Origin of the sequence: Kitasatospora sp. NPDC127060, from assembly GCF_042724935.1 — a bacterium.
Lineage (GTDB): Bacteria > Actinomycetota > Actinomycetes > Streptomycetales > Streptomycetaceae > Kitasatospora.
Genome location: NZ_JBHXEG010000075.1, coordinates 24,182 through 48,408 on the forward strand (window position 1 = coordinate 24,182; position 24,227 = coordinate 48,408).

Annotated in this window: 21 protein-coding genes, 1 pseudogene and 1 riboswitch; of the genes and pseudogenes, 12 read left to right on the forward strand and 10 right to left on the reverse strand. The window is 73.7% G+C overall.

The genetic code is table 11. From position 1 onward, the window contains the following. Positions 1-52 precede the first annotated feature (52 nt). The 4 genes from ACFWIS_RS31515 to ACFWIS_RS31530 form a co-directional block, all read right to left on the reverse strand. Positions 53-754, reverse strand: coding sequence for a dienelactone hydrolase family protein (locus ACFWIS_RS31515; RefSeq protein WP_380456859.1), 702 nt, complete (start codon positions 752-754; stop codon positions 53-55). Between the two features lie 57 nt (positions 755-811). Further along, positions 812-2,224, reverse strand: coding sequence for a sugar porter family MFS transporter (locus tag ACFWIS_RS31520; RefSeq protein ID WP_380456861.1), 1,413 nt, complete (start codon positions 2,222-2,224; stop codon positions 812-814). Between the two features lie 114 nt (positions 2,225-2,338). After that, positions 2,339-2,998, reverse strand: a complete 660-nt coding sequence (locus ACFWIS_RS31525; RefSeq protein ID WP_380456863.1) for an FMN-binding negative transcriptional regulator — start codon at positions 2,996-2,998, stop codon at positions 2,339-2,341. A gap of 12 nt (positions 2,999-3,010) precedes the next feature. Next, positions 3,011-3,751 (reverse strand): pyridoxamine 5'-phosphate oxidase family protein, encoded by a 741-nt coding sequence (locus tag ACFWIS_RS31530; protein WP_380456865.1) that lies wholly within the window; start codon positions 3,749-3,751, stop codon positions 3,011-3,013. Between the two features lie 34 nt (positions 3,752-3,785). Here ACFWIS_RS31530 and ACFWIS_RS31535 point away from each other — a divergent pair, with 34 nt between their 5' ends. Both ACFWIS_RS31535 and ACFWIS_RS31540 read left to right on the forward strand, forming a co-directional pair. Next, entirely contained in the window at positions 3,786-5,123 is a 1,338-nt protein-coding gene (locus tag ACFWIS_RS31535) for an aminotransferase class I/II-fold pyridoxal phosphate-dependent enzyme (RefSeq protein WP_380456867.1), read from the forward strand. 156 nt (positions 5,124-5,279) lie between these two features. Next, positions 5,280-6,473: a GDSL-type esterase/lipase family protein gene (locus ACFWIS_RS31540; protein ID WP_380456869.1), complete on the forward strand. Its 1,194-nt coding sequence runs from the start codon at positions 5,280-5,282 to the stop codon at positions 6,471-6,473. Positions 6,474-6,562: 89 nt separating this feature from the next. On the opposite strand, the gene ACFWIS_RS31545 is transcribed toward ACFWIS_RS31540, so the two are convergent. Next, positions 6,563-7,921, reverse strand: coding sequence for an NAD(P)/FAD-dependent oxidoreductase (locus tag ACFWIS_RS31545; RefSeq protein ID WP_380456871.1), 1,359 nt, complete (start codon positions 7,919-7,921; stop codon positions 6,563-6,565). Positions 7,922-8,101: 180 nt separating this feature from the next. Here ACFWIS_RS31545 and ACFWIS_RS31550 point away from each other — a divergent pair, with 180 nt between their 5' ends. The 4 genes from ACFWIS_RS31550 to purB all read left to right on the forward strand — a co-directional run bounded on the left by ACFWIS_RS31550 (position 8,102) and on the right by purB (position 11,504). Then, entirely contained in the window at positions 8,102-8,857 is a 756-nt protein-coding gene (locus ACFWIS_RS31550; protein ID WP_380456873.1) for a HipA family kinase, read from the forward strand. Beyond that, positions 8,854-9,270, forward strand: coding sequence for a DUF3037 domain-containing protein (locus tag ACFWIS_RS31555; protein ID WP_380456875.1), 417 nt, complete (start codon positions 8,854-8,856; stop codon positions 9,268-9,270). Before ACFWIS_RS31550 ends, ACFWIS_RS31555 begins: the two co-directional genes overlap by 4 nt. A gap of 94 nt (positions 9,271-9,364) precedes the next feature. Beyond that, complete coding sequence (locus ACFWIS_RS31560; protein ID WP_380456877.1) at positions 9,365-9,823, forward strand: MarR family winged helix-turn-helix transcriptional regulator; 459 nt, start codon at positions 9,365-9,367, stop codon at positions 9,821-9,823. A gap of 241 nt (positions 9,824-10,064) precedes the next feature. Then, positions 10,065-11,504: an adenylosuccinate lyase gene (gene purB / locus ACFWIS_RS31565; RefSeq protein WP_380456879.1), complete on the forward strand. Its 1,440-nt coding sequence runs from the start codon at positions 10,065-10,067 to the stop codon at positions 11,502-11,504. Between the two features lie 7 nt (positions 11,505-11,511). Here purB and ACFWIS_RS31570 read toward each other — a convergent pair whose 3' ends face one another. Next, a complete protein-coding gene (locus tag ACFWIS_RS31570) occupies positions 11,512-13,053 on the reverse strand; it encodes an MFS transporter (protein ID WP_380456881.1) in 1,542 nt (513 codons plus the stop codon). A gap of 312 nt (positions 13,054-13,365) precedes the next feature. Then, positions 13,366-13,551, forward strand: a riboswitch (cyclic di-AMP (ydaO/yuaA leader). A gap of 2 nt (positions 13,552-13,553) precedes the next feature. Here ACFWIS_RS31570 and ACFWIS_RS31575 point away from each other — a divergent pair. Continuing rightward, positions 13,554-14,549: a peptidoglycan DD-metalloendopeptidase family protein gene (locus ACFWIS_RS31575; RefSeq protein WP_380456883.1), complete on the forward strand. Its 996-nt coding sequence runs from the start codon at positions 13,554-13,556 to the stop codon at positions 14,547-14,549. Between the two features lie 288 nt (positions 14,550-14,837). Here ACFWIS_RS31575 and ACFWIS_RS31580 read toward each other — a convergent pair whose 3' ends face one another. The 4 genes from ACFWIS_RS31580 to ACFWIS_RS31595 all read right to left on the reverse strand — a co-directional run bounded on the left by ACFWIS_RS31580 (position 14,838) and on the right by ACFWIS_RS31595 (position 18,025). Next, positions 14,838-15,557, reverse strand: a complete 720-nt coding sequence (locus ACFWIS_RS31580; RefSeq protein ID WP_380456885.1) for a DUF2470 domain-containing protein — start codon at positions 15,555-15,557, stop codon at positions 14,838-14,840. 121 nt (positions 15,558-15,678) lie between these two features. Next, on the reverse strand, positions 15,679-16,089 hold the full coding sequence (locus tag ACFWIS_RS31585; RefSeq protein WP_380456886.1) for a RidA family protein: 411 nt from the start codon (positions 16,087-16,089) through the stop codon (positions 15,679-15,681). Between the two features lie 44 nt (positions 16,090-16,133). Further along, on the reverse strand, positions 16,134-16,883 hold the full coding sequence (locus tag ACFWIS_RS31590; RefSeq protein ID WP_380456887.1) for an IclR family transcriptional regulator: 750 nt from the start codon (positions 16,881-16,883) through the stop codon (positions 16,134-16,136). Next, the gene (locus tag ACFWIS_RS31595; RefSeq protein ID WP_380456888.1) at positions 16,880-18,025 is read right to left on the reverse strand and encodes a sugar kinase; all 1,146 of its coding nucleotides are present in this window, start codon (positions 18,023-18,025) and stop codon (positions 16,880-16,882) included. The genes ACFWIS_RS31590 and ACFWIS_RS31595 overlap by 4 nt, the downstream gene beginning before the upstream one ends. A gap of 190 nt (positions 18,026-18,215) precedes the next feature. Between ACFWIS_RS31595 and ACFWIS_RS31600 the strand changes: the two genes are divergently transcribed. The 5 genes and pseudogenes from ACFWIS_RS31600 to ACFWIS_RS31620 all read left to right on the forward strand — a co-directional run. After that, the gene (locus ACFWIS_RS31600) at positions 18,216-19,517 is read left to right on the forward strand and encodes an alanine racemase (protein ID WP_380456890.1); all 1,302 of its coding nucleotides are present in this window, start codon (positions 18,216-18,218) and stop codon (positions 19,515-19,517) included. 5 nt (positions 19,518-19,522) lie between these two features. Continuing rightward, complete coding sequence (locus ACFWIS_RS31605; protein ID WP_380456892.1) at positions 19,523-21,133, forward strand: amidohydrolase family protein; 1,611 nt, start codon at positions 19,523-19,525, stop codon at positions 21,131-21,133. Beyond that, positions 21,130-21,756 (forward strand): bifunctional 4-hydroxy-2-oxoglutarate aldolase/2-dehydro-3-deoxy-phosphogluconate aldolase, encoded by a 627-nt coding sequence (locus ACFWIS_RS31610; protein ID WP_380456894.1) that lies wholly within the window; start codon positions 21,130-21,132, stop codon positions 21,754-21,756. The genes ACFWIS_RS31605 and ACFWIS_RS31610 overlap by 4 nt, the downstream gene beginning before the upstream one ends. Positions 21,757-22,023: 267 nt before the next feature. Beyond that, positions 22,024-23,607 (forward strand): alpha-amylase family glycosyl hydrolase, encoded by a 1,584-nt coding sequence (locus ACFWIS_RS31615; RefSeq protein WP_380456896.1) that lies wholly within the window; start codon positions 22,024-22,026, stop codon positions 23,605-23,607. 232 nt (positions 23,608-23,839) lie between these two features. Further along, positions 23,840-24,227 (forward strand): annotated as a pseudogene (locus tag ACFWIS_RS31620) (hypothetical protein); the annotation flags it as partial.

A 24,227-nucleotide genomic window follows, 5' to 3' on the forward strand; every position in this document is an offset into this window, starting at 1 on the left:
TGGCCGGAGTCCGTACAGGTGTCCATCCGGTTTCGGCCCCTGCCCCGGTGCGTCAGCCGAGGTGGCCCCAGAGGAAGGTGAGGGTGCGCCGCCAGGCGATCCGGGCCTGCAGGGGGTCGTGGGTGCCGAGCGGGTTCTCGTCGTTCATGAAGGCGTGCCCGGCCGGATAGAAGTGGATCTCGGGGCGGATGTCGGTGGCCTCGCCGATCCGGATCGCGGCCTCGTCCACGGCGGCCATCGGGATGGATCCGTCGAGTTCGCCGAAGTGACCCAGGACGTGGGCGGTCAGGCCGCGGTAGTCGAATTCCGGGTCCGGCGGGAGGCCGTAGAACGGGACCGCGGCGGCCACCCGGTCGCCGGCCCGGGCAGCCAGCACCAGGGCGAAGCCGCCGCCCATGCAGAAGCCGACCACGCCGACCGCGTCGCCGACCACGTCGTCCAGCGAGAGCAGGAAGTCGACGGCGCCGGAGAGGTCCTCGACGGCCCGCTCGACCGGCAGTTCGCGCTTGAGCCGGGCCGCCTCGGCGCGGTCGTGGGTGGTGGCGCCGCCGAACAGGTCGGGGGCGAGGACGGTGAACCCCTCGGCGGCGAAGCGGTCGGCCATGTCCGCGACGTGCGAAGTGAGCCCCCACCACTCCTGCACCACCACCAGGCCCGGCCCGACCCCCTGCGGAGGACGGGCCAGGTACCCGTGCGCGGTGCGGCCGTTGCTCGGGAAGGTGACGTTCTGCCGGGAGCCGCCCTGGTCAGGCATGGCTTCCTCTCGGTGGGTCGGGCCGCGTGCGGCGAGGGGACGGGAGGGCGTGGACGGTCAGCCCATCTCCTCCAGGGCACGGCCCTTGGTCTCCTTGATGCAGAAGGCCACGAACGGGATCGAGAGCAGCGCGAAGGCCGCGTAGATGACGTACGTCGCGGAGAGGTTCCAGTCGGCGAGGTCCGGGAAGCTGACGGTGATCGCCCAGTTGGCGATCCACTGGGCCGAGGCGGCGACCGACAGGGCCAGCGCGCGGATCCGGTTGGGGAACATCTCGCCGAGCAGCACCCAGACCACCACGCCCCAGGAGAAGGCGAAGCAGAGCACGAACACGTGCGCGGCGACCAGGGCGACGGTGGCGTGGGTGTTGTCCAGGGTGGCGGTGTCGCCGGTGCCGTGCCGGTAGGAGAACGCCCAGGCGGCGGTGGACAGGGCGAGGGCCATGCCGACGGAGCCGGCCAGGGCCAGCGGCTTGCGGCCGATCCGGTCCACCAGGACCATCGCGATCACCGTGCCGATCACGTTGATGATCGAGGTGGAGAGGCTGATCAGCAGCGAGTTGGACTCGTTGATGCCGACCGACTGCCACAGGAGGGAGGAGTAGTAGAAGATCACGTTGATGCCGACGAACTGCTGGAACACCGAGGCGCCGATGCCGACCCAGACGATCGGCAGCAGGCCGAAGCGACCGCCGAGCAGGTCCCTGAGCCGGGGCTTGTGGGTGGACGCCAGCACCGCGCGGATCTCGGCGACCCGGGCGTCCAGGTCGACGTCCTCGCCCTCGACCTCGGCCAGCACCTTGCGGGCCTGGGCCTCGCGGTGGTCGGCGATCAGGTAGCGGGGCGACTCCGGGATGGCCAGCGCCATCAGGCCGTACACCAGGGCCGGGATGGCCTCGACGCCGAGCATCCACTGCCAGGCCTGGATGCCGCCCAGGTGGCCGGTGGACTCGCCGCCGGCGGCCTGGTTGAGCGCCCAGTTGGCGAGTTGGGAGACGGTGATGCCGAGCACGATCGCCATCTGCTGGAAGGACGCCAGCCGGCCCCGATAGGCGGTCGGGGCGACCTCGGCGATGTAGGTGGGGGCGATCACCGAGGCGATGCCGATCGCGATGCCGCCGACCACGCGCCAGGAGGCGAGCGCCTCGATGTTCGGCGGGAACATCGAGCCGATGCCGCTGGCCGCGAACAGCACGGCGGCCAGCAGCATCGTGCGCACCCGGCCGAAGTGGTCGGCCAGCCGGCCGGCGATCACCGCGCCGACGGCCGAGCCCAGCAGCGCGACGGCCACCACGAAGGCGGTGGTGCCGTGGCCCACCGCGAAGTGCTTCTGGATGCCCGTCACCGCGCCGTTGATCACGGCGCTGTCGTAGCCGAACAGGAAGCCGCCCATCGCGGCGGCCGCCGAAATGAAGATCACATGCCCGAGGTGGGCCTCGCCGGACGCCCGTTGCTGGTGGACTGTGGACACGTTCGCTCCCCGAGGTGGACGGGCCCGCTCTGACGGCTGGGCAGGACTCGTCTCACATTCGAGCAGCGCGGCGGCCGACCTGCCCGAGTTCAGGGCCGATCGGGTGAAACAGGGTCAGTCGGTGGTGCGGGTGGTGCTCGTGCGCCGCTCGTGGCGCCGCAGCAGCTGGGCGCGGGCGGCGGCGTCCTGGTCGCGGCGCAGGGCGGGGGCGTCCGCCCGGGCGGCGAGTCGGTCGGCGATCGCGTGCTGCGCCGCGGCCGGCTTCTTGTCGTCGTACTTGAACTTGGCGCGCACCTCGCGGACCGTCAGCCGCAGCCCGCGCAGGCCCGGCAGCAGCCGGGCGAACTCGCCCTCACCGGGGACCACCCGGACCTCCGGGGTCTCCGGCTGGAAGTGCGCCAGCTGGCGGTTGAGGATCTCCGCCTTGCCCGCGGCGGACTCGACCAGCTCGGCGGTGCAGTGGAAGTGGACCGAGGCGTAGTAGCTGGTGGGCGTGCCGGGCTCACCGCGCCAGTGGCCGGGGGCGAAGGCGTAGTCGTCGGTGACCGCCAGGGTGACGTTCGGGTCGGACCGGACGGCGGCCAGCAGCGGGTTGGGTGCGGCGAGGTGGAGCAGGATCTCGCCGCGCCCGGCGTCCAGCAGGAAGTGCGTCGGGACGAGCACCGGGCCGTCGCCGGGGCGGCCGTTGGCGGCGAGCAGGCCGAAGTCGCGGCCCTCGGCCAGCCAGGCTTGCCACTCCTGCTCGTCGCCGCGGTCCCAGGACCTGATCAGCATCGGGGGCCCTCCTCAGCGCGGGAACGCGCGCATGTGCGCGGGCAGCGGGATCGTCGGGTCGTACGGCTCGGGGGTGCCGAACACGGTGCTGACCGGGACGATGCCGGACCAGTGCGGCAGGTCGGCGTCGGCCGGGTCGTCGTTGGCGCCGTCCTCGCGGGTCTTGGCCGAGACCTCGTCCAGCTCCAGCCGGATCACGGCGGTGGCGGCGAGCTCCTTGGGGTTGGCCGGGCGGATCTCGCCGGAGCGGCCGGGGACGACCTGGTCGACCAGGGCGGCCAGCGCGACGTCCAGTTCCTCGGGGTCGGTGACCTGGTACGCGGTGCCGTGGGCGACCACCGAGCGGAAGTTCACCGAGTGGTTGAAGGCGGACTTGGTCAGCACCAGGGCGTCGACGTGGGTGACGGTGACGCAGACCTTCAGGCCCTGCTCGTCGGTGGCGGCGCGCAGCGGGCGGCTGCCGGTGGAGCCGTGCAGGTAGAGCCGGCTGCCGACCCGGGCGTAGATCGTCGGCAGGACGACCGGGGCGCCGTCGGCGACGAAGCCGAGGTGGCAGAGGTAGGTCCCGTCGAGGATGGCGTGGATCGCCTCCCGCTCCCAGGTGGCGCGGTCCTTGTAGCGGGTGGGGGTGGTGCGGGGGGTGCGGGCGTAGCTGGCGGCCGCCTCGGGCCGGGATCCGGAGGGGGCGTCCCGGTGGGCGTCCGGATGGGCTTCCGGGTGGGCTTCCGGGTGGGCTTCCGGCGTGGTCGACATGACAACCTCTATGTACTAGTGCATAATCAGCTTTGTGCTAGGAGACTATCCGCTGAAAGGGCGACGCGCCAGCGAAATCGCGGCCCACATCGAACAGGGCGTGAGCAGCGGGCGGCTCGCACCCGGAACCGCGCTGCCCCCGCTGCGCGAACTCGCGACGGAACTCGGCGTCAACCCCAACACGGTGGCCGCCGCCTACCGGCTGCTGCGCGACCGCGGCGTGATCGAGACGGCCGGGCGCAAGGGCAGCCGGATCCTCCCCAGGCCCGCGCTCACCCCGCGCGACCAGATCCGCATCCCCGTCCCCGCCCGGGCCCGCGACCTGTCCAGCGGCAACCCCGACCCGGCGCTGCTGCCCGACCTCGCCCCGGCCCTGACGGCCGCCGCCGAGGCCGCCCGGGCCGAACCCGTGCTCTACGGGCACCCGCGCAGCGACCCCGGCCTGCTCCGACTCGCCCGCGCCTCCTTCGAGGCCGACGGACTGCCCGGCGGCCCGATCGCCGTCGCCTCCGGCGCCCTGGACGCCGTCGAGCGCACCCTCGGGGCCTGGCTGCGCCCCGGCGACCCGGTGGCCGTCGAGGACCCGGGTTGGGGCAGCCTGCTCGACCTGCTGCCCGCGATGGGCCTGCGGCCCGTGCCGGTCCGCCTGGACGACGAGGGACTGCTGCCGGACTCGCTGGCCGCGGCGCTGGCCCAGGGCGCCCGCGCGGTCGTGGTGACCAGCCGCGCGCAGAACCCGACCGGCGCGGCGGTCGGCGAGGCCCGGGCGGCGGAGCTGCGGGCGGTGCTGGCCGAGCACCCCGGGGTGCTGCTGATCGAGGACGACCACGGGCACGGCATGGTCGACCAGCCGTACCGGCCCCTGGTCGGGGCCGGCTCACGGCACTGGGCGGTGGTGCGCTCGGCGGCCAAGGCCTACGGGCCGGACCTGCGGGTGGCGGTGATGGTCGGCGACGAGGAGACGGTCGGCCGGGTCGCCGGGCGGCTGCGGCTCGGCGCGGGCTGGGTCAGCCACCTGCTGCAGCGCACCGTCGCCGAACTCTGGCAGGCCGACGCGGCGCCGGCCGCGAGCGTGGCGGCCGCCTACCGGGAGCGCCGGGAGACGTTGCTGACGGAGCTGGCGGCGCGCGGCATCGAGGCGCACGGGGCGAGCGGGCTGAACGTCTGGGTGCCGGTGCCGGACGAGACCTCGGCGCTGGCGGCGCTGGTGCAGCGCGGCTGGGTGGCGGCGCCCGGGGCGCGGTTCCGGATCCAGTCGCCGCCCGGGCTGCGGTTCACCGTCGCGTGCCTCGACCCGGCGGGCGCAACGGAACTGGCCGACGACCTCGCGGCGGTCCTGGGAACGGGCGGTGCCGACACCAGGCTGGTCTGAACCCGTCGGTAACAAAGCGGGAAACCTGCTGCACGTACCTAGCGGTGACCGGCACGGCCATGTCATCTTCCTTGCGCCACCGGCCGGCGGCCTTCCCTCACCTACGCGTCTTCCCGTCCCCATACCGCGGGGAGACCGAGCCGCAGGAGTTCCGCCGTGCCCGAAAACGGTTCGAGCATCACCCGCAGCACCCCTCGACTCGGCCGCCGGCTGCTCACCGCAGCCGCCGCCCTGCCGCTGACCCTGGCCGGACTGGCCCTCGCCGCCCCCGCCTCGGCGGCCCCGGCCACCGCACCCAGCGGGCCGACCGCCAGCGTCACCCTCGGCGACAGCTACATCTCCGGCGAGGCCGGCCGCTGGAAGGGCAACTCGGCCGACTCCAGCGGGAACCGGAGCGGCACCGACCGGGCCTGGAACGGCAGTTCGTACGACCCCTCGGTGGTCTACGGCCCGACGGCGGCGAGCGGGTGCGACCGCTCCGACGTCGCCGAGGTGCTCGGCGCCCAGGGCGTCGCGCAGAAGCAGATCAACCTGGCCTGTTCGGGCGCCGTCACCGGCAACGTCTTCCGCGCCTCCAACGGCGGGCAGTCCCTCGAGGGCGAGGCCCCGCAGGCCGACCAACTCGCCACCGTGGCTGCCCAGAACAACGTCAAGCTGATCACGCTGTCGATCGGCGGCAACGACCTCGGCTTCTCCAGCGTGATCTCCAACTGCGTCCAGGACTACCTGGTCTGGTACTCCTACTGCCACAACTCGCAGCAGTCGGCGATCGACTCGAAGATGCCTGCCGCGATGGCCGGGGTCGGCAAGGCGATCGACGAGATCCGGGCCGTCATGGCCAGCGCGGGCTACGCGCCGTCCGACTACCGGCTGGTGCTGCAGTCGTACCCCTCGCCGATCCCGCGCAGCGCCGAGATGCGCTACCCGGAGAGCGGCTGGAGCCGCTCGGACACCGGCGGCTGCCCGTTCTGGGACGGCGACGCGGACTGGGCGCGCGACTCGATGGTGCCGGAGATCTCCAAGGCGCTGGCCGGAGTCGCGGCGTCCAAGGGGGCGCAGTTCCTGGACCTCTCCAACATGCTGCAGGGCCGCGAGGTGTGCTCCACCTCCGCGCAGCAGCCGACCGCGGGCTCCGGCCCGTCCGCGACCACCAGTGAGTGGGCGCGCTTCCTGGACGGCGGGCTCAACACCACCCAGGGCGTGCTGCAGGAGTCGATGCACCCCAACTACTACGGGCAGCAGGCGCTCGGTGCGTGCCTGAGCCAGCTGTGGGCGCGGCCGACGGGCAACTTCGCGTGCAACAACACGGCCGGGCGGGACGCGAGCGGGATGTACCTGACGGCGGAGTGAGACGGACGTGCCGCCGCCCCTCCGCCCGGGTGGGCGAGGGGTGGCGGGGCGGTTCGGGGCGGGCTTCGGGCTGGGGGTCGGCCCTTGGGTCAGCCCTTGGCGAGCAGGGACTGGGCGTGGGCCCGTACCTGATCCTTCGTCAGATATGCGTCGGTGTACTCGAAGTCCTGCAGTCGGGCGGGCTGGCGGGCCAGGAAGCCGGTGCGGACGAAGTCGTCCCCGGCGGTCGCGTTGAGCAGCCAGTTCGCGCCCACCCGGAACTTCGCCACATTGGTGCGCATCGCCATCAGGTGGTAGCCGCGGGCCACCAACTGGGCCGGCACGCCGCGCAGTTCGACGCCGACCGGCTTGGACACCGCGTCCTTGCCGCCGAGGTCGACCACCAGGCCCAAGTCCTTGTGGTAGTAGGGTTCCAGGGGCTGGTTGCGGAGCGAGGCGATCACGTTGTCGGCCACCGCGCGGCCCTGGCGGGCCGAGTGCTGGGCGGTCGGCGGGCAGACCGCGCCGTCGCCCTTGGCCAGGTCGGGTACGGCGGCCGCGTCACCGAGCGCGAACACGCCCTCGAACTGCGGCACCCGCATCTCGGCCGTCACCACCAGCCGGCCGCGGACCGTCTCCGCGTCCAGGGTGCCGATCAACGGGCTCGCGGCCACGCCGGCGGTCCAGATCAGGGTGCGGCAGGGGAGCACCCGGCCGTCGGTGAACTTGACCGACTCGGCGCCGACTTCGGCCACCGAGACGCCCAGCGACACGTCGATGCCGCGGTCGCGCAGCACCTCCAGGGCGGCCGTGCCGAGTGCGTCGCCGAGCTCGGGCATCAGCTTGGGGGCGATGTCGATCAGGTGCCACTTGATCTGGCGGGCGTCCAATCGGGGGTAGCGGCGGGCGGCGGCGGTGGTCAGGCGCTGCAGGCAGGCGGCCGTCTCGGTGCCCGCGTAGCCGCCGCCGACGACCACGAACTGCAGCCGGGACTCGCGCTCGCGCTGGTCCAAGGTGGCCGAGGCGAGGTCGAGTTGGGCGATCACGTGGTCGCGGACGTAGGCCGCCTCGGCAAGCGTCTTCATGCCGCGGGCGTAGTCGGTGAGCCCGGGGATGTCGAAGGTGCGGGTGACGCTGCCGGGGGCGAGCACCAGGACGTCGTACTTCTGCGCGACCACCTCGTCGGTGATCTTGCGGACGACGCACACCCGGGAGGCCGGGTCCACACCGATGGCGCCGCCCGGGACGATGTGGGTGCGGCGCAGGCTCCGGCGCAGCGAGACCGCGACGGACTGGGGGGTGAGGACGCCGGCGGCGACGTGCGGGAGGAGGGGGAGGTAGAGCTGGTAGCTGAACGGCGTGACCAGCGTGATCTCGGCCTCCGACGGCGAGAGCTTGCGTTCGAGGCGGCGGGCGCACTCCAGGCCTGCGAAGCCGCCGCCCACGATCAGGATCCGAGGTCGTTCCATCGCTCATCCCTTTGCCGTACAGGTCGTACCGGAAGGCCCCCATTACTGTCCGCCACACTCGCACGGAGCAGCGGGGGCTGCCACCGGGGTGGGGCGGAGGGGGGAGGTGGGGGAAGGGGGACGGGTGGGTCGTGGGGCGGGGACGTACGGAGGGGGAGGGGCACCGATAGGCTGTCGGGCGTGCTCCCCGAGGTGACGGCGGTCCGGTACGTGACGCCACTGCGAGAAGGCGGCTCGATGCCGGGCCTGGTCGAGGCCGACGACCGGCGGCTGTACGCGCTGAAATGGGTCGGCGCGGCGCAGGGCCGCAAGGCCCTGGTGGCGGAGGTGCTGGCCGGGGAACTGGGCCGGCGGCTCGGGCTGCCGGTGCCGGAGCTGGTGACCGTCGACCTGGATCCGGTGCTCGCGCGCAGCGAGCCGGACCACCAGGTGCAGGACCAGATGCGGGCCAGCGGCGGGACCAACCTCGGGATGGCCTTCGTCAGCGGCGCGCTCAACTTCGACCCGCTCTGCTTCGACGTGGACCCCGAACTGGCCGGGCAGGTGCTCTGGTTCGACGCGCTGATCGGCAACGTCGACCGGTCCTGGCGCAACCCCAACCTGCTGGTGGCCACCGGCGGGCTGCGGCTGATCGACCACGGCGCGAGCCTGATCTTCCACCACAACTGGGCCGGCGCCGCCGCCTGGGTGCGCCGCCCGTACGACGCGTCCGACCATGCGCTGCTGCGGGCCCGGCCGGATCTGGCGGCGGCGGACAAGGCGCTCGCGCCGCTCGCGGAGGCGGCGGTCGAGGCGGCGGTGGCGCAGATCCCCGAGGTGTGGCTGATGGACGAGTTCGGCTTCGACTCGCCCGAGGACGTGCGCGCCGCGTACCGCTCCCAGCTGACCGAGCGACTGGCCGGTCCGCGTGACTGGCTGCCGGAGGTGCCCGCATGACCGAGCCGCTGTCGGCCGCGCCGCCGGCCGTCGTGGAGCTGCACGACTACGAGTACGCCGTGATCCGGGCGGTGCCGCGGGTGGAGCGGGGTGAGTGCGTGAACGTCGGGGTGCTGCTGTACTGCCGGCAGAACGCGCACCTGGCCGCGCGCACCCACCTGGACCAGGCCCGGCTGCTGGCGCTGGACCCGGTGGCGGACGTGCAGGGGGTGCGGCGGGCGCTGCAGGGGATCGAGGCGGTCTGCCTGGGTGGCCCGGCCGCCGGTCCGGCCGCTTCGGACAGCCCCGGGCAGCGGTTCCGCTGGTTGACCGCGCCGCGCAGCGCGATCGTCCAGCCGGGGCCGGTGCACACCGGGTTGACCGCGGATCCGGAGGCGGAGCTGCGGCGGCTGTTCGACCAGCTGGTGCTCTGACCTTCCCCCGATCGATGGACGTGTGAGGCGGCTCGCCGACGGTTGCCGTGGTCAAAGCTTGAGTTACTGAAGCACTCGGCCGTACGCTGACCCCATGGGTTCGACCTCGACGACGACCGTACCGACCAACGCCGAGCTGATGGAGGCGTTGGCCGCCGTCGGCGCCGCGTACTTCCAGGACTTCGCGGCGGCCGCGGCCCGGCACGGGCTGTCCTCCTCCCAGGCCAAGGCGCTGGGCTCGGTGCAGGAACCGGTGCCGATGCGGGCACTGGCCGGGCGCCTGGGCTGCGACGCGTCGAACGTGACCGGGATCGTGGACCGGCTGGAGACGCTGGGCCTCGCCAACCGGGAGGCGGCCGCCGGCGACCGCCGGGTGAAGATCGTGGTGATCACGGACGAGGGCCGGGAGATCCTCAACCGCATCCGTGGCGAGATGGCCCGCACCCACCAGGCCTTCGAGGCGATGACCGACGAGCAGCGGATCGCCCTGCACTCGATCTGCGGGCAGGTCCTCCCGGTGCTGGCCGGCCGGACGGGCGTCGCGCAGCAGTAGCGGCCGCCCGGCCGGTACGCTCACGGGCGCATCGGTGGCTGCGCTCGTGGGCGCATCGGCGGGCCGTGAGCACATGGCGGGCCGTGGGCGCATCGGTGGGGCTGTGGCGGATCGGCGGCTGTGGGGATCGGCGGGCTGTGGCGGATCGACGGCTGTGGGGATCGGCGGGCTGTGGCGGATCGGCGGGCGGGAGTCGGGCGACCCCATCCGCCGACGTTCGGCGTGACCTCGGCTGTTAGGCTTGCGAAGCGTGAGCGCGAAGCCCCAGATCCCCAATGTCCTGGCCTCCCGGTACGCCTCGGCGACCCTGGCCCAGATGTGGTCCCCCGAGCACAAGGTGGTCCTCGAGCGCCACCTGTGGCTCGCCGTCCTGAAGGCCCAGCAGGACCTCGGTGTCGAGGTGCCGGCGAACGCCGTCGCCGACTACGAGCGGGTGATCGACCAGGTCGACCTCGGCTCGATCGCCGCCCGTGAGCGGATCACCCGCCACGACGTGAAGGCCCGGATCGAGGAGTTCAGCGAGCTCGCCGGGCACGAGCAGATCCACAAGGGGATGACCTCCCGGGACCTGACCGAGAACGTCGAGCAGCTGCAGATCCGCCAGTCGCTGGAGCACGTCCGGGACCGTACGGTCGCCGTGCTCGTGCGCCTGGCCGACCTGGCCGCGCAGCACTCCGAGCTGGTCATGGCCGGCCGCTCGCACAACGTGGCCGCACAGGCCACCACCCTGGGCAAGCGTTTCGCGTCGATCGCCGACGAGCTGCTGGTCGCCTTCCGGCGGCTGGAGGAGCTGATCGCCCGCTACCCGCTGCGCGGGATCAAGGGCCCGGTCGGCACCGCCCAGGACATGCTGGACCTGCTCGGCGGCGACACCGAGAAGCTGGCCGAGCTGGAGCGCCGGGTCGCCGGTCACCTCGGCTTCGAGAACGTGCTCACCAGCGTCGGCCAGGTCTACCCGCGCTCGCTGGACTTCGAGGTGCTCACCGCCCTCGTCCAGTTGGCGGCCGCGCCGTCCAGCCTGGCCAAGACCATCCGTCTGATGGCCGGCCACGAGCTGGTGACGGAGGGCTTCAAGGAGGGCCAGGTCGGCTCCTCCGCGATGCCGCACAAGATGAACACCCGCTCCTGCGAGCGCGTCAACGGCCTGGCCGTCATCCTGCGCGGCTACGCGTCGATGACCGGCGAGCTGGCCGGCGACCAGTGGAACGAGGGCGACGTCTCCTGCTCAGTGGTGCGCCGGGTCGCGCTGCCGGACGCGTTCTTCGCCTTCGACGGCCTGCTGGAGACCTTCCTCACCGTCCTGGACGAGTTCGGCGCCTTCCCCGCCGTGGTCGAGGCCGAGCTGGACCGCTACCTGCCGTTCCTGGCCACCACCAAGGTGCTGATGGGCGCGGTGCGCGCGGGCGTCGGCCGGGAGACCGGCCACGAGGTCATCAAGGAGCACGCCGTCGCCTCCGCGCTGGCGATGCGCGCGGGCGCCCGGGAGAACGAGCTGCTGGACCGCCTCGCCGCCGATGAGCGGATCCCGCTGGACCGGGCCGCGCTGGACGCGCTGCTGGCCGACCGGCTGTCCTTCACCGGTGCGGCCGCGGCGCAGGTCGCCGAGGTCGTTCGCCAGGTGGAGGCCGTCGCGGCGGCCTACCCGGCGGCGGCCAAGTACGCGCCGGGCGACATCCTCTGACGTAGCGTCAGCTCTCTGCCGAGGGCCCCGCCGCCGTTCCGGTGGCGGGGCCCTCGGGCGTCCGGGGGCGGCCCGGGTCGAGCGGCGGAGTGGTGGTGGCGCACGGCCAGTCGCAGTTCGGCTCGGCCAGCGGGTGCGCCTCCTCCGGCGCGAGCACATTGCCCCGGATGGTGGTGAAGGCGATCAGCCCGCCGGCGGCCAGCAGACCCGCGCAGATCAGCATCGCGGTGTGGAAGGCGGAGTCCACCGAGGACGGCACCCGGTAGGCGTCGCCGCTCAGCCCGGCCAGCGCGGGCAGCGCCGCCACCGCGAGCAGCCCGGCCGCGCGGGCGGCGGCGTTGTTGACGCCGCTGGCGATGCCGGCGTGCCGCACCTCGACGGCGGCCAGCACGGTCGCGGTCAGCGGCGCGACCAGCAGGGTCATCCCGGATCCCATCACCGCCACCGCGGGCAGCACGTCCGCCCAGTAGGAGGAGTCCGGGCCGGTGCGCAGCATCAGCAGCACCCCGGCCGCGCACAGCAGCGGGCCGACGGTGAGCGGGATGCGCGGGCCGATCCGCTTGCCGAGGCGGCCGGCCCGCGCGGACAGGGTCAGCATCAGCACGGTGATCGGCACCAGCGCGAGGCCGGAGACCAGCGGGGAGAAGCCCGAGACGATCTGCAGCTGCACGACCAGGAGGAAGAACACCCCGCTGAACGCCGCGTAGACGCAGAGGGTGACCAGGTTCACGGCGGTGAACAGCCGGGAGGAGAACAGCCCGAGCGGCAGCATCGGTTCGGGGGTGCGCCGCTCGACGGCAACGAAGGCGGCGCCCAGCAGCAGGCCGATCGCCCCGGTGACCCAGACGGCGGGGGACAGGCCCTCCCCGGCGGCGGTGAGCGCGTAGGTGATCGCGCCGAGGGCGAGCGCGGCGAGCAGCGCGCCGGGTACGTCGAAGCGGCCGACCGCCGACTCGTCCCGGCTCTCCGGGACGTAACGGGAGGTCACCGCGATGACGGCGGCGGCCAGCGGCAGGTTCAGCAGGAAGATCCAGCGCCAGCCGGGGCCGTCCACCAGCCAGCCGCCGAGGAAGGGGCCGACGGCGGCCGACACCCCGCCCAGGCCGGACCACAGACCCACCGCCGCCGAGCGGTCGTCCGGGTGGAAGACGGCCTGGAGCATGGCGAGCGAGCCCGGGGTGAGCAGAGCCCCGCCGATGCCCTGGACGGCGCGGCCGACGATCAGTACGTGGATGGTCGGGGCGGCGGCGCAGGCCGCGGACGCGGCGGCGAACCAGACCACGCCGATCAGGAAGACCCGGCGCCGGCCGTAGCGGTCGCCGAGGGCGCCGCCGAGCAGGATCAGGCCCGCCAGGGTGAGCAGATAGGCGTTCAGGGTCCATTGCAGCGAGGCGAGGGAGGCGCCGAGGTCGGCGCCGATCCGGGGCAGGGCGACGTTCACCACGGTGCCGTCGAGCATCGCCATGCTGGAGCCGAGCACCGTTGCCAGGAGAACCCAGCGGCCCTGCGCGGTGCCCAGGCGCAGAGTGCCTGCTTGAGAGGTGGTCACGGGGCAGATCCTGGTCCGACGGGGTGTACGTGACAAGGGTCACCGGGTGGTGTGTCGGTCGGTGGCGGTGCGTGATCGAACGGTCGCGTGGCGGTGGGGTGGTCGGCGCAGGGTGGTGGATCAGTGGCGCCGGGTGAATGGATTGTGCACGCACGGTGTGCGGGATCATTCGGAGGGTGACCATGGCGGTGGGGGTGGTTGCGGATTCAAGAGATCGACATTGCTTCACCTGAACGGATGAGTTTTAGTTCAGCGACCGCCCGGCCAGCCCGGACGGATCCACCGGGTGGAACGCCGAGTCCTGCCGCTGCCCGGTGGCTCGAACCGAACTCTGTACGGCAGGAGCGGGGGACCCACAGGTAAGTCGCCGGACCGGAGTTCGCGCCTCTTCAGCGCGCGGACGACCAGGACCGGCTTGGGGTGAAGCCGCGCATGCGCGGCCGGGCAACTCCAGCCCGAACCCGACAGCTCACCTCGCAGGCGTCGGAGAGGAAAATTCCATGCCTGCACAGGCTCGTCGTATCGCCCTGCCCCGTGCCGCCCGCATCGGCATCGCCACCGCCGTCACCGGCGCCTCGTTCGTCCTGCCGCTCGTGACCGCGATGAGCGCCCAGGCGCACACCGCCCCGGCCGCCGCCACCGCTTCGGCCGCCTCGCACGAGGCCGCTCCGGCCGCCTCGGCCACCGGCGCTTCGGTGGCCGGCGCCTCGGCCGCCGGTCAGGAGAGCTACCGCGTCGTCAGCGGCGACACCCTCTCGAAGATCGCCGACGCCAAGCACGTCGACGGCGGCTGGCACGCGCTGTACGAGCAGAACCGCTCGGTCGTCGGCGCCAACCCGAACCTGATCTTCCCGGGCCAGCAGCTGGCCCTCGCCGGTCAGGCCGGCCAGGCCGCTGACGCTGCGAAGCCCGCCGCTCCGGCGAAGCCCGCCAAGCCGGCCGCTCCGGCCTCCCAGGACGCCTCCGCCGCCGCGGACACCCAGCCGCAGGTCCGGACCGAGGCCGCCAAGCCGGGTGCCCAGCTGCAGACCCAGGTGCAGACCGCCGCCCCGGCCCAGGCCGTCACCGCCGCCCCGGTCGCCGCCACCTCCGGCTACGTCGCCCCGCTGGCCAACCCGGTGCTGGGCGAGGCCTACGGCGTGGCCGGCTCGATGTGGGCCTCCGGCCACCACACCGGCCAGGACTTCGTCGCCTCCACCGGCACCCCGCTGCGCGCCGTCGCCAACGGTGTCGTGGTGAAGGCCGGCAACGGCGGCGCCTACGGCAACGAGGTCGAGATCAAGCTCGCCGACGGCAAGTACGCCCAGTACGCGCACCTGTCCTCGATCGGCGTGTCGATCGGTCAGACCGTCACCACCGGCCAGCAGCTCGGCCTCTCCGGCGCGACCGGCAATGTGACCGGCCCGCACCTGCACTTCGAGATCCGCACCGGTCCGGAGTACGGCTCGGACATCGACCCGGTCGCCTACCTGCGGGCGCACGGCGTCGCGCTCTGACCCGCCTGCTCCCTTCCGCAGGACTGTGAACCACCGCTGATGCGGGGCGAATCGACCGCCCGGGATGGTCATGTCGGGTGACCGCTCGACCGGGTGATCGCCGCACCAGTGGACCTGGGCGCGGGACACGCCCACGGCCGGTCCGGCCGTACGAGACAGCTCTCGTGCGGCCGGGCCGGCCACCGCCGTTTCCCGGGGCCTCGCGGTGCGCGAGGTGTCGAACGGCGCGTCAACTCCCGTGACTCCCGGGGTGATCTCCGATTCCGCGAGCCGTTCGGTTTCGGTGGGTCAGTTCCGGTGGACGGGCAGGCCGTGCTCGGCGGCGCCGAGCAGCTGGTGCATCCGGTGGCCGAAGTCCTCGGTGTCGTCGGCGGGTTCGGGGAAGACCAGACGGACGTCGCGGTGGCCGTGCGAGTGGTCCAGGCGCAGCACCAGGCCGTGGCGGTCCAGGGCGAGCGGGCGGACGTCCGGCCGGTGGGTGAGCAGGGCCGGGTCGAGCAGGCGGGTGAGCAGGTCGAGGGCGTCGGCGTGGTCGTCGGCCAGGTGGGTGAGCAGGGCGGCCTCGTGCCGGGCCAGCGGGTCGGGGGCGGCGAGGGTGAGGTCGGCGGCGGTGAGCGCGCTGGTGCCGTACGGGGTGGCGAGGACGGCGTGGGCGACGTCGACGCGCAGGTGGACGCTGAGGCCGTCGTCGGCGAGGTGGGCCAGGTGCAGTCGGCCGGCGAGGGTGAGCCGGGCGCGGATCCGGTCGCGGACGGCGACGGGGGATACGTCGGTGACGTCGAGCACGACGGCCAGGCCGTCGGTGGCGCCGGCGGCGGCCGCGGTGAGCGGGGCGTCCAGCGGGACGCGCAGGCGCAGCCGGGAGCCGTGGACGGAGACCGGGGTGTCCAGGTCGTGGAGCTCGCCGAGGGCGCGGACGGTGAGCGAGGAGGTCGCGCTGAGCAGGCTGTGGACCCGGTCGGCGGTGGTGGGCTCGGGCACCTGGGCGTCGCCGGTGGGCAGGCTCATGGACGGACCTCCTGTTAGTTAGGTGAGCCTAACCTAATCTTCACGGAGGGCGGTGGCAAGTGCGACGAGGGCCCGGACGCGTGACGGCGTCAGGGCCCCCGGGGGTGGCGGTGGCGGCGGGTCAGCCGACGACGGCCTGGGCGTCGATCTCCACCAGCATCGGCTCCTGCGGCAGTTCGACGAAGACCGTGGTGCGGCAGGGCTTCACCCCGCCCGGCTTGATGTTCTCGTCGATGAACTCGGCGTAGACCTCGTTCATCAGCGGGAAGTCGGCCCGCTTGGTGAGGTAGACACGGAACATCACCACGTCCTCGACGGTGGCGCCGCCGGCCTCGACGATGGCCTTGACGTTCTCCAGCGTGCGGCGGGTCTGGGCCTTCACGTCGCCGTGGTGGAGGTACTCGCCGGTGGCCGGGTCCTGCGGGCCCTGGCCGGAGACCTGGAGGATCGGGCCCTTGCGGACGCCCTGGGAGAACATCCAGGCGGGGGCCGGGGCGCCGTCGGTGCGGATCTCGAGCTTGTCGGAGTCCATGGGGTTCCTTACGTGCGGTGGGTGCGGCAGCGGGTGGCTGGCCGTCAGTTGTGCTCGGGGCGGCCGCAGTCGGCCGAAATGGCGCGGGCGGTGGCGAGCAGCTGGGGGAGGAGGTCCAGCACCTGCTCGTACGGGAGGACGACGTCCGGGACGGAGATCGACGCGGCGGCGACGACCCGACCGCTGGCGTCCCGGATCGGGGCGGCCACGCAGTTGATGAAGGCCTCGTGCTCGGCGTGGTCCTGCGCCCAGCCCAGGGCGGCGACCTTCTCCAGCTCGGCGAGCAGCGCCTCGGGCGTGGTGAGGGTGCGTTCGGTGTGCGGGGTGAAGTCGACCCCGGCCACCACCCGGCGGCGCTCGGGCAGCGGGAGGTCGGCCAGCAGCACCTTGGATACGGCGGCGCTGTGCAGGGCCGCGCGCAGGCCGATCCGGGAGTACATCCTGACCGGGTGACGGGAGTCGTACTTGTCGATGTAGACCACCTCGCCGCCCTCGTACGCCGCCAGGTGCACGGTCTGGCCGGTGGCGGAGTTCAGCTCGGCGAGGTGCGGGGCGGCGATCCGGCGGAGGCCGCGCTGCTCCAGGGCGAGGCCGGAGAGAGCGAACAGGCCCGCGCCGAGGTGGTAGCGGTAGGCCGCGTCACGGTAGACGAAGCGCTCCTCCTCCAGGCTCTGGAGCAGCCGCAGCACGGTGGTCTTGTGCACGCCGAGGACCTCGGCCAGCTGGTCGAGGGAGCGCTCGCCCTCGCCGAGCTGGGCGAGGATGCGCAGGGCGCGGGTGACGGTCTGGCTCATCGGGCTCGGGCTCCGGTCGGGTGGCTGGGGTCGCTGCTCATTCTGCCCGGGCCGGGGGAGGCGGGCCGGACGCGGGAAGCGGGCAGCGCCGGGGAGGCGATGTCGTCGGCGGTGACCCGGGTGGCGGCCCAGTCGGCGGGGGAGGCATCGAGCAGGGCGGTCACCACTGGGGTGGGCGGCAGTTCGGCCTGGTCGCCGTGGGCGGTCAGGGCGCAGGCCGCGGCCAGGTGGCCGAGTCTCAGCCGGCGGCGCTGGTCCAGGCCGTGCAGGGTGCCGGCCAGGTAGCCGGCCGCGAAGGCGTCGCCCGCGCCGGTGGCCTCCACCACCTCGACGGCCAGGGCCGGCTCGGCGACGGCCGTACCGTCCCGCTCCAGCGCGGTGACCAGCCGGGCGGCGTCCTTGACCACCACGGTGGCGGGGGACGGGAAGCGGCGGCGCAGCGCGGCCGGCTCGTCGGTGCCGAAGGCGGCCTGGGCCTCGTCGGCGCCGAGCAGCAGCAGGTCGGCGGCGTCCAGCAGCGGCGGCAGCACCGCCGGGTCGCGGTCCCGCCAGAGCGAGGGGCGCCAGTTGAGATCGAAGCTGACCAGCCGCCCGGGGCGGCGGTCGGCGAGCAGGGCGCGCAGCAGGGCCAGGCAGTCGTCGGAGAGCGCGGCGGTGATGCCGGACAGGTGGAGCAGCCGGGCGCCCGCCAGCAGCCGGGCGGCGGCCGGGTCGGTGAGCAGGGCGGGGGAGAGCGCGGCTGCCGCGGAGCCGCGCCGGTGGTAGTGCAGTCGGCTGCGGCCGGGGCCGAGGTCGTGCCGGTGGCCGGTGGCGCCGCCGACCTCCTTCAGATACAGGCCGGTCGGGCGGTGCGGGTCGACGGTGACCCCGGAGACGTCCACGCCGCGGGCGGCGACCTCGGCGAGCAGGCGGCGGCCGAAGCCGTCGTCGCCGACCCGGCTGATCCAGGCGGTCGGCACGCCGAGGCCGGCCAACGCCCCGGCCACATTGGACTCCGCGCCGCCGACGGACAGCCGGAAGGTGTCCACGGCCTCCAGCGGTCCCGGGCGGTCGGGCAGCAGGACGGCCATCGACTCGCCCAGGCAGACGGCCGTCGGGGGAGGACCGGGGTGGGTCGGCCCCGGGGTGTCCTGTGGCGGCATCTGCTGGGCTCCTCGTCTGCGGCGGCGGTGTGTCGACCTCTGAGGGCGGGTTCGACTCCTGACGGTGGGTTCGACCCCTGGCCGTGGGTTCGACTCCGTTGACCGTGATCCGGCGCCGATGCTAGAACCGTGCTGGCAGCATGTGCAACCCTCGTTGCACATGCTGCAACTTGCACGAATGGAGGACAGGGTGAAGCAGACGTTCGCGAGCAGGACGGCCGGGCCGGGGATCGCCGAGGGGGCGGTGGCCGCGCTGGCCGACGAGACCCTCGACTGGCGGTTCAAGGCCGCCCCGCCGGAGAGCTGGGGGCACACCGTCCGCGACTGGCTCGCCACCGGGCCCACCCTGTCCTCCCTCGGCACCCCTCTGCTCACCCTCGACGCCGCCGCGCTCGACCACAACATCCGCACCATGGCCCGCTGGTGCTCCGAGGCGGGCGTCGCGCTCACCCCGCACGGCAAGACCACCATGGCGCCCGAACTCTGGCAGGCCCAGATCACCGCCGGCAGCCACGGCATCACCCTCGCCAACCTGCCGCAGGTGCGGGTCGCCCGGGCCTTCGGCGTCCAGCGGATCCTGCTCGCCAACACCCTGCTCGACCCGGCCGGACTGGCCTGGCTCGCCGCCGAACTGGCCGCCGACCCGGGCTTCGCCTTCCTCTGCTGGACCGACTCCGCCGACGGCGTACGGCAGATGGACGAGGCGCTGCGCGCCGCCGGGGCCGAACGGCCGGTCGAGGTGCTGATCGAACTCGGCGGCCCGGGCGGGCGGACCGGCGCGCGCGGCGTGGACGCGGCCGTCGAGATCGCCGCCGCCGTCCTGCGCGCCCCCACCCTGCGGCTCGCCGGGGTCGGCGGGTACGAGGGAGCCCTCGCGCACGACGCCACCGCCGAGGGACTGGCCACCGTACGCGGCTACCTCAAGGCGCTCGGCGAGCTGCACGGGCGGCTCGCCACGGCCTACCCGGACGACGCGCCGCCGGTGGTGTCGGCCGGCGGCAGCGCCTACTTCGACCTGGTGGTCGAGGAGTTGGCCGCGCTGCCGGAGGCGCAGGTGGTGCTGCGCTCGGGCGCGTACATCGCCCACGACGACGGGTTCTACCGGGGCATCTCGCCGCTCGCCCGGGGCGCCGGGGAAGCCCCGTTCCGCGGCGCGCTGCACGGTTGGGCCCGGGTGGCCTCCCGGCCGGAGCCCCAGCTGGCGCTGCTGGACGCGGGAAAGCGCGACCTGCCGTTCGACGAGGGCCTGCCCGAGCCGCAACTGGTGCGCGGGGGAGCGGTGTTGACCGGCACGGCGGCCCGGATCACCGCACTCAACGACCAGCACGCCTTCCTCCGCGACGCGGGCGACCTCGCACCGCTCGGTGCGGTGCTGCGGCTCGGCGTCTCGCACCCGTGCACGGCCTTCGACAGGTGGACGGCGATTCCGGTGCTGGACTCGGCGGACGCGGCCGAGCCGAAGGTCACCGGGCTGGTCAGGACGTTCTTCTGATGGCGGTGGGAGAGAGAGCAACCGTCTTCAAGGCGGCGACGGTCGTCGACGGGACCGGCGCCGAACGCTACCGGGCGGACGTGCGGATCGCCGACGGGCTGATCGCCGAGATCGGTACGGGCCTCGGCGGGGCCACGGAGGTGGACGCCGACGGGCTGGTGCTCGCCCCCGGCTTCATCGACATGCACGCCCACTCCGACCTCGCCCTGCTGCTCGAACCCGAGCACCCGGCCAAGGTCACCCAGGGCGTCACCTGCGAGGTGCTCGGCCAGGACGGCCTGTCCTACGCCCCGGTGGACGACACCACCCTGCCCGCGCTGCGCCGCCAACTGGCGGGCTGGAACGGCGATCCGACGGACTTCGACTGGGACTGGCGCGACGTCGCCGGCTACCTCGACCGGATCGACCGCACCCGGGTCGCCGTGAACGCCTGCTACCTGGTCCCGCACGGCTCGCTGCGGATGCTCGCCATGGGCTGGGACAACCGCCCGCCCGGCCCGGCCGAACTCGACCGGATGCGGCAGGTGTTGGCGCGGAGCCTGCTGGACGGGGCGGTGGGGATGTCCAGCGGCCTCAGCTACACCCCCGGGATGTACGCGGACACCGCCGAACTGGTCGAGCTGTGCACCGTGGTGGCGGCCTACGGTGGCTTCCACGCACCGCACCAACGCTCTTACGGGAAAGGTGCGTTGGAGGGATACGCGGAGATGGTGGAGATCGCCCGGCGGTCCGGCTGCGCGCTGCACCTGACCCACGCCACGATGAACTTCGGCGTCAACCGCGGCCGGGCCGGCGAGCTGCTGGAACTGGTCGACCGGGCGCTCGCGGACGGCGTCGACCTCACCCTGGACAGCTACCCCTACCTACCCGGATCCACCACCCTGGCCGCCCTGCTGCCGAGTTGGGCCACCGAGGGCGGGCCGGGCGCGACACTGGCGCGGCTCGCCGACCCGGCTGCCCGGGAGCGGATCCGGTACGCGATGGAGGAGCAGGGCAGCGACGGCTGCCACGGCGTGGTCGCCGACTGGGCGACCGTCCAGATCTCCGGCGTCCGCTCGGCGGGGCTCGCGGAGACGGTCGGCCGGACGGTCGCCGAACTCGCCGTCGAGCGGGGGACCGGCGGGACGCAGGTGTTCCTCGACCTGCTGCTCCGGGACGAGTTGGCCACCACCATCCTCCAGCACGTCGGCCACGAGGAGAACGTCCGGGCGGTGATGCGCCACCGCGCCCACACCGTCGGCAGTGACGGACTGCTCGTCGGGGCCCGGCCGCACCCGCGCGCCTGGGGCACCTTCCCGCGCTACCTCGGACACTACGGACGGGAGTTGGGGGTGCTCACGCTGGAGCAGGCCGTCGCCCGGATGACCGGTCGGCCCGCCGCCCGGCTGGGACTGGACCGGCGCGGCCGGGTCGCCTCGGGGTACCACGCCGACCTGGTGCTCCTCGATCCCGAACGGGTCCGGGACGCCGCCACCTTCGAGCAACCCCGGCTGCCCGCCGAGGGGATCGAGTACGTGTACGTCAACGGCACCGCCGTCGTCCGGCAGGGACGCACCACCGGCGCCCGCCCCGGGCGTGCCCTGCGCCGCACCGACCGAGGGACCCTGGCCCCATGAACGATCTGTCCGAGCTGTGGAACGACCCGGTGATCGCGGTGGTCCGCGCACCCCGGATCCCGGACGCCGCCGCGCTGTGCGCAGCGCTCGCGGAGGGCGGCATCTGCTTCACCGAATTCACCTACACCACACCGGATGTGACGGACCATCTTGTACGGGCTTCGGCGGCCGGCTGGCGGGTCGGCGTCGGGACGGTGCTGACCGCCGAGCAGGCCGAGCGGGGGATCGACTCCGGGGCCTCCTTCCTGGTCACCCCGGGCTGTCGGCTGGAGGTCGCGGCGGCCGGCCGGTCCCGCGGGGTGCCGGTGGTGTTGGGGGCGCTCACCCCGACCGAGGTGGCCCGGGCGGTCGACCTGGGCGCGGCCGCCGTCAAGATCTTCCCGGCCCGGTCGTTCGGCCCCGGCTACTTCAAGGACCTGCGCGGCCCGTACCCGGACGTGCCGTTGGTGGCATCCGGCGGGGTCAACGCGGGCAACGCGGCCGAGTTCCTGGCGCAGGGGGCGCTCGCGGTGTGCGCGGGGACGGACGTGGTGCCGCCGGCGGTGGTGGAGGCGGGGGACTGGGCGGAGATCACCCGGCGGGCGCGGGTGTTCACCCGGGCGTGTGCGGCGGGGGTGCCGTAACGGAGGCGTGGCCGTGGCGTCGTGAGGGGGCGCGGCAGGGCCCCTTCCGGCGGGTCGGGCTGGCGCGGGGGGTCGGGGCGGTTGGTCGGGGCGCGGCACGGCGGGGTCCGGTGGCGCGGCGCGTGGGTACGGCGGTGGTTCCGTGAAGGTGTGAGGCGGGCTGTCGGGACGGCCGGGATTGGACGAGAATCGGTGGCACCCGGCTCACCCCCGGCCCCTCGGCTCTCGGCCCGCGCGGCCCCCGGACCCGGCAGGAGGATCCACCCCATGACCTCGACCCGCCCCGGCCCCGACTGGCTGGCCGACGCCGTGCTCTACCAGATCTACCCGCAGTCCTTCGCGGACTCCGACGGCGACGGCATCGGCGACTTCGCCGGCATCACCGAGCACCTCGACCACCTCTCCTGGCTGGGGGTGGACACGGTCTGGCTCAACCCCTGCTTCGCCTCGCCGTTCCGCGACGCCGGGTACGACATCACCGACTACGTCACTCCGGCCCCGCGCTACGGCCGCACCGAGGACCTGGTCGCACTGGTCGAGGCCGCCCGCCGCAAGGGCATCCGGATCCTGCTGGACCTGGTCGCCGGGCACACCTCCGACCGCCACCCCTGGTTCCTGGCCTCCGCCGAGGACCCGTCCGACCAGCGCTACATCTGGTCGGACCGCCCGGTGGACGGCTTCGTCGCCTCGCCCGGGAGCCGGCCGGGCTGGTACCGGCCGAACTTCTTCGACTGTCAGCCCGCCCTCAACTTCGGCTATGCGCGCGGCAGTTCTGCGGAGCCATGGCGCCAGCCGGTGGATGCCGAGGGCCCGCGCGCCAACCGGGCGGCGCTGCGCGACATCATGGCGCACTGGCTGGGCCTCGGTGTGGCCGGGTTCCGGGTCGACATGGCGTACTCGTTGGTCAAGGACGACCCCGGCCGGGTGGAGACCGCCAAGCTCTGGACCGAACTGCGCGACTGGCTGGACCGCACCCACCCCGAGGCCGCGCTGTTCGCCGAGTGGGGCGAGCCGGCCGCCGCCGTCGCGGCCGGGTTCCACGCGGACTTCTTCCTGCACTTCGGCGGGGACGACCACGGCCTTCCCCTGCGCTCGCTGTGGAACAACGGCGGCGGGACGGTGGAGGAGTTCTGGCAGCAGGGCCCCTGCTACTTCGAGGCCGAGGGGCGTGGTACCCCGCAGACCTTCCTGGACGCCTGGCGCTCCGCCGCCGAACTCACCGAGGGCAACGGGCACATCGTGCTGCCCACCGCCAACCACGACTTCTCCCGGCTCGCCACCGGCCCGCGCTCCGGCGAGCAACTCGCCGCCGCCTTCGCCTTCCTGCTCACCTGGCCGACCCTGCCCGCGGTGTACTACGGCGACGAGATCGGCATGCGCTTCCTGCCCGGGCTGCCGGACGTCGAGGGCAGCGTGCTGGGGCCGCGCTTCAACCGGGCGGGCTCGCGGACCCCGATGCAGTGGACGCCGGGCCCGTCGGCCGGGTTCTCCACCGCCGCCCCCGAGCGGTACTACCTGCCGCTGGACCCGGACCCGCGGCGGCCGGACGTGCTCTCCCAGCGCGCCGACCCGACCTCGTTGCTGCACACCGTGCGGCGGCTGATCGCGCTGCGGCGCGCCCACCCCGGGCTGGGGACAGCGGGCGGGGTGGAGGTGCGGCACGCCGGGTACCCGCTGGTGTACACCCGCGCCGGGCGGTACCTGGTGGCGGTGAACCCACGGCGGGAGCCGGGGGCGCTCCGGCTGGCGGACGGGGGCGTCGTGCGGCCGCTGGAGGTGCAGGGCGTGCGGGTGGTGGACGGTGAGCTGCGGGCGGACGGCTTCTCGTACGGCGTGTTCGAGCTGGACTGAGACCGCGGTGGGGCGGGATCGGGCTGGGGCCGGGTTGAGCCTGCGGTAGGGCGGGGCCGGGCTGGGGGTCGGGTTGGGGCCGGGGTGCCGCTCGCGGTGGCCGGGCTTCCGATTCCGGCTGGATGGTTGTAAGCTACATCCATAGATGGTTGCATTTACCACCTTGATCGGTGGTATGTGTCACCTCGGTCGGAAGAGCCGGACGAGAACGCCGGAGGACGGTACGAACGCCATGAGCACCCCCCAGACCCCCACCGCAGCGCCCACCCTGGGGCACTCGCTCAAGCACCTCGCCGTCCACCTGCTCACCCCGCTGCTGATGTGCCTCGGCATGGCGCTCGCCTACCAGGGCGCCTTCCACCAGCCGGAACCCAACCACCTCAAGGTCGCCGTCGTCGGCTCCGGCCCCCAGGCCCAGGGCCTGGCGCAGACCATCCAGGGCAAGGCCGGCGACGCGCTGGACGTCCGGACCGTCGCCGACCGCCCCGCCGCCGAGCAGCTGCTGCGCGACCGCGCCCTGGTCGGGGCCTTCGTCCCGGATGCCAGGAACCCCGAACTGATCGTGGCCAAGGGCAACTCGGACACCTCGGTGGTCGCCGCCACGGCGGTGTTCACCAATG